Raw genomic sequence first — 14,732 nt, forward strand, 5'->3', positions numbered from 1 at the left:
CGCATGGGTAACAAGCTAGTGTCGGCGGTCACACGTTGGGAACCCCCGTAAGTTGTCGCAGGTGAGCATCTCCTGGGCCGACTCGTACGTGGGGCAGTTGCGGGCAATCGCCGGCGATCGGACGCTGATGTTCGTCGGCGCCCGCGCGGTGGTCAACGACGACGCCGGGCGCATCCTGCTGATCAGACGCTCGGACAACGGCCAGTGGGCCATGCCGGCCGGCGCGATGGAGCTGGGCGAGTCGATCGCCGACTGTGCGGTCCGCGAGGTCCGCGAGGAGACCGGGCTGCGGGCGCTGCGGGTCTGCGCGTTCGCCCTCTACACCGGCCCGGACCGGACGAGCACCAACATGTACGGCCACACGTACCAGGTGTTCACGACGGCGTTCAAGGTGGAGGAGTGGGACGGGGAGCTGGCCCGGGTCACCGACGAGACCACCGATGCCGGATTCTTCGCCCGCGACCGGTTCCCCGCCCCACTCTCCACCTCGGTCATCGAGACCCTGGCCGACCTGGACGTCTTCGAGCAGACGAACCGGCTGATCCTCAAGTAGGCCGGCCGCGCCGCACTACTGCGGGTATCGCATCCCGGCGAAGAACCCCTCCTGGATCCAGTTCGGGTACGCGACCGGCAGCTTGGTGGCCTCGTCCAGCTCGGTGAGGTCCTGCGCGGTCAGCGTGAGGTCGGAGGCGGCGATGTTGTCGACCAACTGGTCCAGCTTGCGCGCGCCGACGACAACGCTTGTCACGGCCGGTCGGGACAGCAGCCAGGCGACGGCGACCCGGGCCGGGCTGACGTCGTGCCGCTCGGCGACGCCCTTGAGCACGTCGACCACGCCGAAGGCGTGCTCCGGGTCGAACGGCGTGAAGCTGCTGTAGCCGGGCTGGGCGCTGCGCGCGCCGCTGTCGGCGACGGTACCGTCCCGGCCGACCTTGCCGGAGAGGAAACCACCGGCGAGCGGGCTCCAGACGGTCACCCCGACGCCCTCGTTGAGCGCCATCGGCACGACGTCGCGTTCGACGTCCCGGCCCAGCAGCGAGTAGTACTCCTGCACCGAGACGAACCCGGCCAGCTTCTCCCGGGCGGAGATGCCGAGCGCCTTGGAGATCTGCCAGGCGGCGAAGTTGGCAGCGCCGATGTAGCGGACCTTGCCCTGCCGGACCGCGTCGTCGAGCGCGCGCAGCATCTCCTCCATCGGAGTGATGTGGTCGAAGTTGTGGATCTGGTAAAGGTCGATGTGGTCGGTGCCCAGCCGGCGCAGGCTGTCTTCCAGGTTCTGCATGATGTGCAGCCGGGAGGTACCGACGTCGTTCGGGCCGGGGCCGGTTCGGGAGTGCACCTTGGTGGCCAGCACGACGTCGCGACGCCGCTTGCCGAGCGCCTTGCCGAGCAGTTCCTCGCTCTCGCCGTCGCTGTAGCCGTCGGCGGTGTCGACGAAGTTGACGCCCGCGTCAAGCGCGGTGTCGACCATCCGTTGCGCCTCGGGCAGCGCCAAGCCGCCGAGGGTGCCCCAGAGCGGGTGCCCGTTGCCGCCGAAGGTCATCGCGCCGAGCGAGATCTCCGAGACGTACACCCCGGTGTTGCCCAGCAGTCGGTACTTCACGTGTGTTGCTCCTCGTGTTGGGTCGGAGGCCGAGGTCAGGCACTCCGTGGTCACTATGTCGGACACTGTGTCCGGCGACGAGCGTACGTCGCCCGACCCGCCCCCGGCCACCTAGGATTCCGGCTATGCCCTCGATCACCCGTCGCCGCCCACGCAACCCCGACGGACGCGCGGCCGTCGAAGCGCGGGTGCTGGCGGCCACCGAGCGGCTCCTGAAGCAGGGGACCCGCTTCACCGACCTCGGCGTGCAGCGGATCGCCGCCGAGGCCGGCGTGGCCCGCTCGACCTTCTACACCCACTTCCGGGACAAGACCGAGCTGCTCATGCGCCTGGCCGGCACCATGCGGGAGAGCTCGTTCGACCGCACCGGCGAATGGAACCCGGGCGGCCCCGGCGACCCGCTCGCGCAGTTGACCGAGGTCTTCGCCGACGTGATCCGGATCTACCGGACGTACGCCCCGGTGCTGGCCGCGGTGAGTGAGGTCGCCGCCTACGACGAGGCGGTCCGGGAGTACTGGGCGGCCGGGCTGGAGCAGTTCGTGACCCGCACCGCGGAGCTGCTCCGCGTCGAGCAGCAGGCCGGGCGTACCCCCGCCGACCTGGACGTGACCACGGCCAGCCGGTTGATCGTGATCGGCGGCGACCGCTTCCTGGCCGACCACGTCAGCACCACCTCGGCCGACCCCGACACCGACGCGGCAGCCGCCCGGGAGCTGGCCGCGACCTGGTGGTACGGCGCCTACCGCCGACCCGCCTGACCGCCGAGGGCCCGGCCTGACGCCGACCGCCTCGCGAGCGGTCAGGTCGGGGCCTCAGATCATCGTCTGGGACTTGGCCTCCATGTCGGCGGCGGCCTCCTCCTTCGACTCCCGGGTCAGCGGCTTACCACCAGGTGCCGGGGCCTCACCGCCGAGCGGGTCCGCCCCACCGGTGGCACCCTGCGGGCCGGCGCCCCGCAACTGGGTGTTGGGCAGCATCAGGGTGACCAGCACCGCCACGATCGCGATCAGGCCGGCGGTCAGGAAGACCATGTCCAGCGCGTCCACGAAGGCACCCTGGATTGCCGCGCGTACCGGCCCCGGCAGGGCCAGGATGGTGGCCGGGTCGTTGATCGAGATGTTGGCACCACCGCTCGCCGCCACGGCGGCCTGCTCCTGCGGCGGAAGCTGCGCGATCGCACCGGGCAACCGGTCGGCGAGCCCGCCGGTCAGCCGGGACGAGAGCACCGTGCCGAGGATCGCCACCCCGAACGAACCCCCGAGCGACCGGAAGAAGGTCGCCGAGGAGGTGCCGGCGCCCAGGTCGCGTACGGACACCGCGTTCTGTACCGCCAGGATCAGCGACTGCATGCACAGGCCCAGCCCGACGCCGATCACCACCATGAAGCCGAACGCCACCCACAGTGAGGTGGCCACCTCCAACTGGGTGAACAGGAACATACCGGCCAGGAGGGTCACCGAGCCGGCCACCGGGAACCACTTGTACCGCCCGATCCGGGTCATCGCACGGCCGGTCAGGATCGAGGTGATGATGATGCCAGCCATCATCGGCAGCATCAGCAGACCGCTGCGGGTCGGCGAGGCGCCCTTCACGATCTGCAGGTAGAGCGGGATGAAGATGATCGAGCCGAACATCACCAGACCGATGATGAGCAGGGCGGAGTTGGCAAGCGCGAAGGTGGCGCTCTTGAACAGCCGCAGCGGCAGGATCGGCTCGGCCACCCGGGCCTCCTGCAGGACGAAGAGCACCCCGAGCACCGCGCCGACGACGAAGAGCGTGATGATCACGCCGGAGCCCCACGCGTACTCGTTGCCGCCCCAGCTCAGCGCGAGCAGCAGGGCACTCACCCCGGCCACCAGCAGGCCGGCGCCGAGCCAGTCGATCGCGTGGTCCCGACGTTCGAACGGGATCAGCCGCATCACGTGGTAACAGACGACGATCGCCAGGATCGCCAGCGGCACGTTGATGTAGAAGATCCACCGCCAGTCGGTCTCCGCGAAGTAACCACCGACCAGCGGCCCGGCGACCGACGAGATCCCGAAGACCGCGCCGAAGAGGCCCTGGTACTTACCACGTTCCCGGGGAGACACCACGTCCGAGATGATGGTGAACGCGAGCGTCAACAGACCACCGGCACCGAGACCCTGGATGCCCCGGGTGACGATCAGCTGGGTCATGTTCTGCGACAACCCGGCCAGCAACGAACCGACCAGGAACGTGCCGATCGAGAAGAGGAAGACCGGTCGACGCCCGTACAGGTCGGCCATCTTGCCGTAGAGCGGTGTGGAGGCGGTCGAGGCAAGCAGGTACGCGGTCACCACCCAGGAGTAGTGGTTGATACCGCCCAACTCGCCCACGATCGTCGGCAGTGCCGTACCGACGATCGTCTGGTCCAGCGCGGCAAGCAACATGCCGGTCATCAGGCCCAACATGAGCAGCCGGATCTGCTGACGATTCAGCACCGGTGCGTCGGAAGCTTCGGTGGTCATGTGCCCTTCTATCCCGACAGCCGGAGAACATGCGCCGAACCACCCAACCCGATGGCGTTGATCATGAAGTTGTTGCCACCACGCACGGCGTGTCGTGACAACAACTTCATGATCAACGGAGAGGGGCGGGGGTCAGGGGGTGGTGGTGAAGGTTTTGGTGATCTGCTGGCAGAAGGCGGGCAGGTCGTCGGGTTTGCGGTGGTTGAAGGACTGGATGGAACCGGGCTTCAGCGACACCAACTCGGCCGTCGCTCCGGCGTTCTCGACCGCCTCACGTGGCTGGACGTACTCGACCTCCTCGACACCGTCGGCGGCCAGGAAGGCGATCCGCTTGCCCTGCAATGTCGTTGCCATCTCGATGCAACTCCTCTCCGGGTACCCCAATCCCCTTCCCGCCCGGGAACGCCCGAAACAGGTCGGAACAGGTCGGGACAGGTCGGGACAGGCTGCGACACGTCCGGGCAGGTGCGGACCGCTCAGCAGCCATCGAAGGTCACCCGACCCGCCGGGGCCGGCCGGCGCGCAGGTTTGTCCGGGAGGCCGCTGGGGACCCGGGGAGGCATGGCAGGAGCAGCAGCGGAACAGCGCCGGCTCGCCACCGTCGTGGAGAGCTGGCTCGGACGCCCAGTCCTGATCGTCGGTGACGCCATGTTGGACGAATGGCGGTTCGCCGACTCCGACCGGCTCTGCCGGGAGGCGCCCGCCCCGGTCCTCACCCTGCGGCGGCGGATCTCGGCCGCCGGTGGGGCCGCGAACACCGCCGTCAACGTCGCCGCCCTCGGCGGCCGGGCGGTGCTGGTGGCACCCGTCGGCGCCGACGTCGCCGGGGACGAACTGCACGACTGCCTGGACCGCGCGAGTGTCTGGGACCGCACGGTCAACCAACCCGGACGGCCCACCCCGGTGAAGCGGCGGATGCTCGCCGGCAACCAGATCCTGCTACGCGAGGACTCCGGCGACCCGGAGGATGCCCTGGACCACGACGGTGTGGGCCGGCTGCTCACCGCCCTGAGCTGCGCCACCGAGGAGTTGCGCGCCGCCGCCGGTGGGGAGGCGCCGACCCTGGTGGTCTGCGACTACGGCCTGGGCGCGCTGCCGGCGGCGGTCCGCGGGTGGCTGGTCACCAACCGCGAGCGGTACGCCACGGTCGCGCTGGACGCCCACGACCTGGCCGACTGGCGGGGCCTCGCACCGACGGTGGTCACCCCCAGTTTCGCCGAGGCGACCCGGCTGTTGGCCCGTGCGGGCGGCACCACCCGACCGACCGGCGGCACCGAACTGCACCTGGAACACCCGCACGGCGACCCGACCGACGGCCCCTCCGAGATGACCGTGGGCGCGGCCCCGGGCGCGGTACGCACCGACGACAACACGGCCGAGCCGCCCCGGCCCGGGCACCCGGGGCCGGTCGGCGAACCCACCCCGGGGGAGGGACGGGTGGCCCTCACCGGTGACGGGCTCAGCGTCACCGGCACCGGCGTCACCGTCAACACCCGGGCCGGTGAGGGCGTCGACCGCGCTGTCCTGGCCGAGTCGCGCCTGGCCGAACTGCGGGCCCACACCGGCGCCGACGTGGTCGCGGTGACCCTGGACACCGAGGGCGCGGTGGTCGGCGGGGCCGACGGGGAGCCCCGACGCAGCCACAGCACACCGGTGCCGGCGAGCCACGCCGTGGGTGCCGGCGACGCGTACCTGGCGGCCATGACGTTGGCCCTGGCCGCCGACGCGCCGCTGCCCACCGCCGCCCAACTCGCCCAACTGGCGGCCACCATCACCGTCTCGGACACCGGCACCTGCGTGTGCCGGCGGGACGACCTGCTCGCCGCGCTCGACCAGCCGACCGACACCGCGGGCCACCCCGCGCTCGTCGGTGGGGACGAGTTGGACACGATCGTCGCCGCACACCGCGAGGCGGGACGGTCGATCGTCTTCACCAACGGCTGCTTCGACGTGCTGCACCGGGGGCACGTGCGCTACCTGGAGCAGGCCCGCGCATTGGGCGACCTGCTCATCGTGGCGGTCAACTCGGACGGCAGCGTACGACGTCTCAAGGGCCCGGACCGGCCGGTCAACCCGGCCGAGGACCGGGGTGCCCTGCTCGCCGCGCTGGCCTGCGTGGACCACGTGGTGCTCTTCGAGGAGGACTCACCCGCCGCGCTGATCGAGGCGGTCCGACCGGACGTGTACGTCAAGGGCGGCGACTACCCGCCGGAGCTGGTGCCGGAGGCGCCGCTGGTGCGGCGACTCGGCGGTCAGGTGCGCACCCTGGGGTACGTGCCGGACCGCTCCACCTCGGCGATCATCGAGCGGATCCGCTCGCACAGTCAGGACCCGTCGCCACACCTGACCGACCGGGAGCCGGACCCGTCGCTGCGCACCCGTACCCAGGCGTCGTGAACCGCCCCCTCGGCCTCGGCACCCCGGCGGAGTTCCGCGCCGACCGGCTCGTCGACGTGCTGATTCCGACCCGGAACCGGCCCGCCGAGCTGGCTGTCACCCTCGGCGGGCTGGCCGCCCAGGAGGGGTTGCCCGGTTTCGGGGTGGTCGTCAGCGACCAGTCCGACGGGGATCCGGCGTACGCGCACCCCGCCGCGGCCACCATGGTCCGGGCGCTGCGCCACCGGGGTCACCCGGTGCTGCTGACCCGCCGGCTGCCCCGGCGAGGGCTGGCCGAACACCGGGCGTACCTGCTCGCCGCCTCGGCCGCCCGGTACGTCCTCACCCTCGACGACGACATCTGGCTGGAACCGGGGACGCTGCACCGGCTGGTCACCGCGATCGGTGAGTTGGGCTGCGGGTTCGTCGGCAACGGCGTGCACGGGCTCTCGTACGTCGACGACGTGCGGCCGGAGTCGCACGGCCACTACGAGGAGTGGGCCGGCCCGCCCACCCCGGAGCGGATCCGGCCCGACACTCCGCAGTGGAACCGGGCCCGGATCCACTCCGCCGCCAACCTGCTGCACATCACCGAGCAGTTGGCGCTGCCGGCGGGCGAGTGGCGGGCGTACAAGGTCTCCTGGATCGGCGGGTGTGTGCTCTACGACCGGGCCAAGCTCGTCGACGCGGGTGGCTTCGACTTCTGGCGTCGCGTACAGGAGAAGCACCAGGGTGAGGACGTGGCCGCCCAGCTCGCCGTGTTGGCCCGCTACGGCGGGGCGGGCATCGTGCCCAGCGGCGCCTACCACCTGGAGTCCCCCACCACGGTCACCGACCGGGACGTGGAGGCGTGGGAGGTCGTTCTCGCCGAGGAGGACACCCCGCAGCCGGCCTGAGCGGCGTCACCGGGGAGGAAGCAGTTCCCGGGCGGCCTCCAGCACCTCGGCCACCGGGACGTCCGTGACGAAGGAGTCCCGGTGCGGGCACTCGCCGTCGCCCGGCCGGTGCGGGTAGATGCCGGGCGTGCAGTCGACACCGCAGACCGGGCAGTGCACCGTCCAGGAGCAGATCGGCCGGTGCCGGCCGCGCAACGGACTCGCCGTGTTGATCAGGTTGCCGACCCAGAAGATGCCCACGGTGGGCGCACCCACCGCGGCGGCCACGTGCAGCGGGCCGGTGTCGTTGGAGACGACAAGCGCGCAGTCCGCGTAGCAACCGAGCAACCCGCCGAGGCTGAGCGTGCCCACCAGCGGTCGCACCGGCACCCCGGCCGCCGCGACCACCCCGTCGACCACGTCCCGCTCGGCGGGCGTGCCGGTGACGAGCACCTCGTACCCGTCCCCGTGCAGCGCCCGGGCCACCTCGGCGAAGCGTTCGGCGGGCCAGCGGCGGCGGGTGTCGGAGGCGCCCGGATGCAGCGCCACCCGGGGCCGGTCGGCCGGACCGAGCACCCCTGTCGCCTCGACCCGGTCGGCGTCGGTCACCGCAAGCGTCGGCACGATCGTGGTGGCGGGTGCTCCCACGAGCGCCACCACCTCCAGGTAGCGGATCACCTCGTGCTGGTAGTAGACGTAGCGGAGCCACCGATCCAACGGCGGCGCGTCCTCGGCGCGCAGACCGACGGTCACCCGGGCACCAAGCCGGCTGACCAGCGGATTGGAATTGGCGCCGCCCCCGTGGATCTGCACCGCCAGGTCGAAGCCCGCACCGGCGGCAGCGGCCACGAAGTCGTCCATCGACGACTCCGGCTCACCCGGGTCCGGCGTACGGATGCCGGGTGCCGGCGGCACCACGAGCACCCGGTCCACCGGGCCGGGCCGGTCACGCCAGAGCTTCGCGTGCCACGGCGCGCCGAGCAACACGATCTCCGCCGAGGGGTACGCCGCACGCAGCGCGTCCAGCGCCGGCAGGGTGAAGATGAAGTCGCCGAGCGCGTTGGCGCGCAGCACGGCGATCCGCCGCACGTCGGGGAGGCGCTCGGCGGCCGGGCCGAGCACGGACGCGGTGACCACCCGGCCCGCTACGGCCGGTCGATCTCGCCGGCGGTGTCCGGGCGGTGCAACTCCCGGTCCGCGGCCGGGTCGGCCGGCATCGGCGTACCCATGGAGTGGTCGCCGGAGCGCGGCCCGGTGCGGCCCACGGTGATGGTGCGCGGCGCGGGCCGGGTCGCCCGGGGCAGGCGCACCCGGAGCAGGCCGTGGTCCATGACCGCGTCGATGGTGTCCGGGTCGACCCGCGACGGCAGGTTGACCCGGTACTCGAAGCCACGCGTCTCGAAGCCACCGGGGATGCCGTGGTCGGCGTTGACCTCCGCCTCCGAGCGGGCCCGCACGCACAACTCGCGGTCGTCCAACTCGACCGCGACCTCCTCCGGGGCCACCCCGGGCAGCCGGACGACGACCTCCCAGCCGTCCGAGGTCTCGGTCAACTCGACGTCGGACGCCCCGGCCCTGCCACCGACCAGGCGGCTCAACTCGGCGCGCAGCGACTGCAACTCCCCCATCGGGTCCCAGCCCTGTTGCCGGCTGCCCCGCCAGCCCCGACCGAAGCCACCGGACTGCTGCTCGCTCATCACATCTCTCCGATCCGCTGGGCTGCCGTCGGCGGCCGTAGTGAGCTGGGCGCGTCCAGGCCGGCGTCCCGGTCGACGCCCACACCGAGCCGGTCGACCAGCTCGCCACCGAGCCAGGCGCTGATGCCGAGGATCGCCACCGCGACCACCTCGATGGCGACGAGTGCCCCACCGGCGGCTCGGGACTCCGCGTTGAGCCGCACCGCCCAGACGGCGGCGAAGAGCAGGATCACCGCGACGTTGGCCCCCGCGTGCAGCAGACCCACCCGCTTGGCGCGGGTGCCGGCCGGGATCGCCAACAGGTCGAACGAGCCGGCCGCCGCGGCGAGCAGCCCGCCGATCAGGCCGACGGTGATGTTCCAGTAGGCGACCTCGCCGAGAAAGTCGGGACCACCCACGGTGTCCACCAGGTCGAACAGCACCGCGGTGGCCAGCAACGCGACCGGGAACATGACCAACATCGGATGGACCGGGTGGCCCAGTACCTTGAGTCGGCTCTCCATCTCCCGGCCTCCACTTGTCGGCGTCCTGCTCAACGGTCACGTGCGGCGGGCGTCGGGTGAGCCCGTACCCCAGGCGACCTGGCACAAACCTCGTGCTGGTCACGGCGGCCTAGGCTGACGAACGGTGGTGCCCGCCACCGGATCAACGGCTCGGGGAGGACCAACGTGACGGTGGAGATCACCTCGCACGAGGAGTTACGCGAACTGCTCGGCGTGCCGAACGCACGGGCCGCCAACAAGGAACGCCCCCGCCTGCACGAACGGGATCGCGAGTGGCTCGCCGCCTCGCCGTTCTGCCTGGTGGCCACGGCCGGCGCGGACGGCAGCTGCGACGTCTCCCCCAAGGGCGACCCGGCGGGGTTCGCCCTGGTGCTCGACGACACGACGATCGCGCTGCCCGAACGGCCGGGCAACAAGCGGGCCGACGGCTACCACAACATCATCGACAACCCGCACGTCGGGCTGCTCTTCATCATCCCCGGGCGGACCGACACGCTGCGGATCAACGGGCGGGCCCGGTTGGTCAGCGACGCGCCCTGGTTCGACGAGATGCTGGTCAAGGGGCACCGGCCGGTGCTCGCCGTGGTGGTGGAGATCGAGCAGATCTTCTACCACTGCGCGAAGGCGTTCCTGCGGTCGGCGTTGTGGAAGCCGGAGACCTGGCAGCCCGACGCCCTGCCGTCGCGGGCACGTCTGGTCAAGGAGGTCGAGGCGCCGAACGAGAACCTCGAAGACCTGGAACGGTACTACGGCCCGGAGTACGCCACGAAGATCTACGTCTGAGCCGCACCGTCGGGCCGGCTCGGCTGACCTTCGGCATCCGGCTCGTCGTCACTCCAGACCGACCAGCCGGCCCGGTTGCCGAACGACTCGCGGGAGATCCCCGAGCCGGTCTCCGGCCACGCACCGAACCGGTCGTTGTGCAGGTGCGCGAAGAGATAACACATGCCTTCGCAGTCGGCGTCCGGCACCGCCATGGCGGGATTGGCGCGGACGGCCTCGTAGTAGGCCCGCCCCAGGGCGACGATGAACCCACGGGCGTAGAGGAAGCCGTCGTCCGACCCGTCGGTCACCTCGTGGATGTCCTCCCGATCGATGTCGTACAGCTTGCGCTCCACCACCCGGTCGAGATCCGTCAGCTCGGACCCGGTCAGCTCGGCGGTCAACTGCCGGAGCCGGCCCAGAAACGCGTCGAGCCAGGCGTCGATCGCATAGAGCGGTGCGTCGTCGTCGCCGTCGTCAGCGGCGGCGGCGGGGTCGCGCTCGACGAGGGCCTGACGCAACGCCAAGGGCTCGGCGCCCAACTCGGCCCAGGCCGCCTCGACGAGGGCCCACAGTCGGGCCTCGTCGGCGGGGGTGGGCATCGTCCCAGGTGCATCGGTGGTCACGGTCACCACCGGACCGTATCGACAGGCACCGACACTTCCGCCGGGACTCTGCTCTAGCGTTGCCATCGTGGACGATGACGCCTGGTTGGCAGCGACCCGCACCTCGTACGACACGGTCGCGGTCAGCTACGCGCGCCTGGTGCGTGACCTCCTCGCGGAAGCACCGTACGAACGAGCCGGGCTGGCCTCGTTCGCGGAGCTGGTGGAGGCCGCCGGCGGTGGCCCGGTCGCGGACGTGGGCTGCGGAACCGGGCGCATCACCGCCCACCTGCACACGCTCGGCGTCGACGCCTTCGGAATCGACCTCTCGCCCGGGATGATCGAGGTGGCCCGCCGCGATCATCCTGGGCTGAGGTTCGAGGTCGGCTCGATGACCGACCTCGACCTGGCCGACGACTCGGTCACCGGCCTGGTCGCCTGGTACTCCCTCATCCACATCCCCGACGACCGGATCGACGCCGTGTTCGCGCACTTCCGGCGGGTGGTGCGGCCCGGTGGCCCGCTGCTGCTCGGCTTCCACGTGGGCGACGAGACCACCCTCAAGACGGAGGGCTACGGCGGCCACCCGATGAACGTGCGCGTCCATCGCCGTCAGCCAGCCGAGGTGGCGGCCCGGATGCGTCAGCACGGGTTCACAGTGGATTCGCAGTCGACCGTCACGTCGGCGGAGAGCCGGCTCGGTGGGGTCATCGTCGGGCGGCGCCAGCCCTGATCGTCCGTTGTCAGGCCTCGGTCATCAGGGGTTGAGGTTCATCGTGGCGCACGGCACCCACTGGCCGACCGAAGAGCCCGGCCGCCGGCCCACCAACCCACACGGAAGCGGTGCCGGCGCGACACCCAGCCGAGGAGCGATGGCGTTGTACGCCAGCCGACCCATCACGTCGTAACCGCCAGGCGTGGGATGCACGCCGCACTCGTCCAGGTAGCCCTCGGGAATGGACTGGTAGTCGATCCAGGTCGGTACGCGGTTGCCGTACTCGTCGATCACCCGCACGCTGCGATAGATCGCGTCGTTGACCTTGGCTTCGCTCGCCGGCAGCCAGGCAGGGCTCGGACCCGGTGGCGTCGTGCAGCCAGTGGTGGCGTGCCCGGCGCTGTACTGCACCCAGGACGGGTACATGACGACCTCCGGGTCCAGGTCCAACGCGCTGTCGAAGAGCGTCCGGTAGGTGCGCTCGAAGGCGACGATCTGCGCCTCGCTGGCCGCCGACAGGTTGTTGTTGGTCCCGCAGTTCAGCAGGATCAGGTCAGGTTCGTGCGTGGTGACCAGGCTGGCCATCCGCGACGACCAGTAGTTGCAGGTCACCCCGCCGACAGCCGCGACGACGAACTCGTGCGGGACGCAGCTCTGGTCGAGCAGTCGCCCCAGTTCCGCACGGTAACCAGCGGTCGCCGACTCGGTCATCGTCGCGCCCTCGGTTATCGAATCGCCCACGGTCAGGATCTTCGTCGTGGGTCGCCCCGGCACCGGACAGGCGGCAGCGGAGGTCTGCGCGGCGACGGGTGTCTCGGTGGGGATCGGCGAGCCGACCGCCGCGAGAGCGAAGGCGATGGCACCTAACAGCGCGGGACGCAACTTCATGGATTCCCCCTTGCCACCGACGCGGCGGCTTGCTCGTCGTTGCCTGGAGTCGGCGCTGGGCAGACTAACGAAACGGTGTGGCCGTGGCGCGCCCGTGGCTGTCGCGTTCGCGGGTGCCGGCGGCGGTTTCGTCGACCTCGGAAACGGCGGAAGCCCAGGCCAATGACCTGGGCTTCCGTGCCGAGCCGCCTGACGGAATCGAACCGTCGACCTACGCATTACGAGTGCGTCGCTCTAGCCGACTGAGCTAAGGCGGCAACGATCAGCAAGTGTACGGCACCCCGGCGGCACCGCCCGAACGGGATACCCCCACGCAGCTACCCGCACCAAGCGGACATCTGGTCGTTTGCCGGACAGCGGATGATCCAGGGCGGGACTACGCTGCGGCGGGTGAGCGACGAACGCGACGACTCCCCCCAGCCCGAGCGTCCCGACCCCCCGCCGGCCGGTGAACGCGTCGCGCACCGCCCGCGCAGCACCGACCCGCTGGAGCTGGGCTTCACACCGCGCAAGCCGGTGCCGTGGCTGGCGCCGTTCCTGCTGATCAGCACCGGCATCCGGACGCTGCTCGCCGTGCTCTTCGGGGCGTACCTCGACAAACGTGAGTTGCAGAACGCGTTCGGCGACGACATCTTCCGCCAGGTCGGGCCGGACGGCGGGCTGTGGCTCGACTACGTGGCCGACCTCGGCGACGGTTTCAACTCCACCTACTCGGTGGCGTACCTGCTGGCGCAGCCGGAGCTGACCGTCGACGGGCACCGCCTGCCCCGGGCGCAGACCCTGGTGATGGGCGGCGACCAGGTGTACCCGTCGGCGGCCTACGCCGCGTACGAGGACCGCTGCAAGGGCCCCTACCAGGCCGCCCTGCCGGTGGCGCCGGCCGAGAAGCCCACGCTCTTCGCGGTGCCCGGCAACCACGACTGGTACGACGGCCTCACCGCGTTCCTACGGTTGTTCGTCCGCTCCCGGGACCGGAACTTCGCGGGCTGGGCCACCGGGCAGTCCCGGTCGTACTTCGCCGTGGAGTTGCCGGCCGGCTGGTGGTTCCTCGGCGTCGACGACCAGTCCGGCTCCTACCTCGACGATCCGCAGCTGGCCTACTTCGACGAGGTGGCCCGGCGGCTCGGGCCGGAGTCCAAGGTGATCATCGCCGCGCCCTCGCCGACCTGGATCAAGGCCGCCGACAACCCCACCGCGTACGACTCGATCGACTACTTCATCCGGACGATCATCGATCCGACCGGGGCGCGGGTGCGGCTGCTGCTCTCCGGCGACCTGCACCACTACGCCCGCTACTCCGGGCCGGACCGGCAGCTGATCACCTGCGGCGGCGGCGGCGCGTACCTCTACCCCACGCACAAGCTGCTGGAGCGCATCGAGGTGCCACCGCGGGACACGCTGGCCCGCAAAGCCAGCTCGGCCCGACCGTACGACCTGGTGGCCCGCTACCCCGACGCCGCACGGTCCCGCCGCTACGGCTGGGGCATCTTCCCCCGGCTGCCGTTCCGCAACCCGGGCTTCACGACACTGCTCGGCACTCTGCACACGCTGCTGATGCTGGCCATGGCGGGTGCGACGGCGAACTGGGCCGACAGCACCGACCAGCGACTGTTCAGCGTCCCGCTGGTGCTGATGGTGATCGTGACGGTGCTGGGGGCGGCCCTGTTCGCCAAGCCGCCGAGCGCGAGCGGCAAGCGTCACGCGCGGCACTGGATCCTGGGCGTTGGCCACGGCGTGGCGCAGGTGGCCCTGGCTGCGGCCGGCACCTGGGCGTGGTTGGCACTGCCGTTCTACGGCTGGCCGTGGCCACTGCCGGCGGCCGCCGCAGCGGTGCTCTACGGCCCGGTCATCGGCCTGGTCGCCAGCCAACTGGTGGCGGCGTACCTACTGGTGGCCAGCTCGTTCGGGGTGAACGTCAACGAGCTCTTCGCCGGCCAGGGCATCGAGGACTCCAAGTCGTTCCTGCGGCTGCGCATCGACCCGGACGGCACGCTGACCATCTACCCGCTCGGGGTGGACCGGGTCTCCCGCGACTGGCAGGTGAACCCCGACCAGTCCCCCACCGAAAGCTGGCTGACCCCCAAGGCCCCCCTGACCCCCCACCTGACCGAACCCCCCACAGTCCTCCGCTAACCCCCCACCCACCCACCCCCCCACCCACCCCCCAACCCCACCTTGTTGATAAAGAGGTATGCGTAACGCCAAGGCCGAATTTTGAC

At 71.0% G+C, this 14,732-nt stretch carries 14 protein-coding genes, 1 tRNA gene and 1 pseudogene; 7 read left to right on the top strand and 9 right to left on the bottom strand.

What is annotated here, in order from left to right:
* The first annotated feature begins 61 nt into the window (after positions 1–61).
* Complete coding sequence (locus AB0C15_RS31235) at positions 62–553, top strand: NUDIX domain-containing protein (RefSeq protein ID WP_357358086.1); 492 nt, start codon at positions 62–64, stop codon at positions 551–553.
* A 15-nt stretch (positions 554–568) separates the two neighbouring features.
* Here the strand turns inward: AB0C15_RS31235 and AB0C15_RS31240 are convergent, their stop codons facing one another.
* Complete coding sequence (locus tag AB0C15_RS31240; RefSeq protein WP_357358088.1) at positions 569–1,603, bottom strand: aldo/keto reductase; 1,035 nt, start codon at positions 1,601–1,603, stop codon at positions 569–571.
* A gap of 125 nt (positions 1,604–1,728) precedes the next feature.
* Here AB0C15_RS31240 and AB0C15_RS31245 point away from each other — a divergent pair, with 125 nt between their 5' ends.
* Positions 1,729–2,361, top strand: coding sequence for a TetR/AcrR family transcriptional regulator (locus AB0C15_RS31245; RefSeq protein WP_357358090.1), 633 nt, complete (start codon positions 1,729–1,731; stop codon positions 2,359–2,361).
* A 54-nt stretch (positions 2,362–2,415) separates the two neighbouring features.
* Here the strand turns inward: AB0C15_RS31245 and AB0C15_RS31250 are convergent, their stop codons facing one another.
* A complete protein-coding gene (locus AB0C15_RS31250) occupies positions 2,416–4,092 on the bottom strand; it encodes an MDR family MFS transporter (protein ID WP_357358092.1) in 1,677 nt (558 codons plus the stop codon).
* Between the two features lie 198 nt (positions 4,093–4,290).
* Positions 4,291–4,446: pseudogene (locus AB0C15_RS31255) on the bottom strand (DJ-1/PfpI family protein); the annotation flags it as partial.
* A 207-nt stretch (positions 4,447–4,653) separates the two neighbouring features.
* On the opposite strand from AB0C15_RS31255, the gene rfaE2 reads away from it, so the two are divergent.
* Both rfaE2 and AB0C15_RS31265 read left to right on the top strand, forming a co-directional pair.
* Positions 4,654–6,489: a D-glycero-beta-D-manno-heptose 1-phosphate adenylyltransferase gene (gene rfaE2, locus AB0C15_RS31260; RefSeq protein ID WP_357358094.1), complete on the top strand. Its 1,836-nt coding sequence runs from the start codon at positions 4,654–4,656 to the stop codon at positions 6,487–6,489.
* Positions 6,486–7,364: a glycosyltransferase gene (locus AB0C15_RS31265; RefSeq protein WP_357358096.1), complete on the top strand. Its 879-nt coding sequence runs from the start codon at positions 6,486–6,488 to the stop codon at positions 7,362–7,364. The genes rfaE2 and AB0C15_RS31265 overlap by 4 nt, the downstream gene beginning before the upstream one ends.
* 6 nt (positions 7,365–7,370) lie before the next feature.
* On the opposite strand, the gene AB0C15_RS31270 is transcribed toward AB0C15_RS31265, so the two are convergent.
* Genes AB0C15_RS31270 through AB0C15_RS31280 form a run of 3 tightly spaced genes read right to left on the bottom strand, consistent with a single transcriptional unit; the run spans position 7,371 to position 9,543 of the window.
* Complete coding sequence (locus AB0C15_RS31270; RefSeq protein WP_357358098.1) at positions 7,371–8,480, bottom strand: glycosyltransferase family 9 protein; 1,110 nt, start codon at positions 8,478–8,480, stop codon at positions 7,371–7,373.
* Between the two features lie 8 nt (positions 8,481–8,488).
* Complete coding sequence (locus AB0C15_RS31275; protein ID WP_357358100.1) at positions 8,489–9,040, bottom strand: Hsp20/alpha crystallin family protein; 552 nt, start codon at positions 9,038–9,040, stop codon at positions 8,489–8,491.
* Positions 9,040–9,543 (bottom strand): DUF2231 domain-containing protein, encoded by a 504-nt coding sequence (locus AB0C15_RS31280; protein WP_357358102.1) that lies wholly within the window; start codon positions 9,541–9,543, stop codon positions 9,040–9,042. The genes AB0C15_RS31275 and AB0C15_RS31280 overlap by 1 nt, the downstream gene beginning before the upstream one ends.
* A 165-nt stretch (positions 9,544–9,708) precedes the next feature.
* Here AB0C15_RS31280 and AB0C15_RS31285 point away from each other — a divergent pair, with 165 nt between their 5' ends.
* Positions 9,709–10,326: a pyridoxamine 5'-phosphate oxidase family protein gene (locus AB0C15_RS31285; RefSeq protein WP_357358104.1), complete on the top strand. Its 618-nt coding sequence runs from the start codon at positions 9,709–9,711 to the stop codon at positions 10,324–10,326.
* Here AB0C15_RS31285 and AB0C15_RS31290 read toward each other — a convergent pair.
* Complete coding sequence (locus AB0C15_RS31290) at positions 10,317–10,937, bottom strand: DUF4240 domain-containing protein (protein WP_357358107.1); 621 nt, start codon at positions 10,935–10,937, stop codon at positions 10,317–10,319. The two genes, AB0C15_RS31285 and AB0C15_RS31290, sit on opposite strands and share 10 nt — an antisense overlap.
* A gap of 61 nt (positions 10,938–10,998) precedes the next feature.
* Between AB0C15_RS31290 and AB0C15_RS31295 the strand changes: the two genes are divergently transcribed.
* Positions 10,999–11,643 (top strand): class I SAM-dependent methyltransferase, encoded by a 645-nt coding sequence (locus tag AB0C15_RS31295; protein ID WP_357358109.1) that lies wholly within the window; start codon positions 10,999–11,001, stop codon positions 11,641–11,643.
* Between the two features lie 24 nt (positions 11,644–11,667).
* Here AB0C15_RS31295 and AB0C15_RS31300 read toward each other — a convergent pair whose 3' ends face one another.
* Entirely contained in the window at positions 11,668–12,513 is an 846-nt protein-coding gene (locus AB0C15_RS31300) for an SGNH/GDSL hydrolase family protein (protein ID WP_357358111.1), read from the bottom strand.
* A gap of 183 nt (positions 12,514–12,696) precedes the next feature.
* Positions 12,697–12,770, bottom strand: a tRNA-Thr gene (locus AB0C15_RS31305).
* Positions 12,771–12,873: 103 nt separating this feature from the next.
* Between AB0C15_RS31305 and AB0C15_RS31310 the strand changes: the two genes are divergently transcribed.
* Positions 12,874–14,646: a metallophosphoesterase gene (locus AB0C15_RS31310; RefSeq protein ID WP_357358113.1), complete on the top strand. Its 1,773-nt coding sequence runs from the start codon at positions 12,874–12,876 to the stop codon at positions 14,644–14,646.
* The last annotated feature ends 86 nt before the right edge of the window (positions 14,647–14,732 follow it).

Origin of the sequence: Micromonospora sp. NPDC048835 (assembly GCF_040649995.1) — a bacterium.
Taxonomy (GTDB): domain Bacteria; phylum Actinomycetota; class Actinomycetes; order Mycobacteriales; family Micromonosporaceae; genus Micromonospora.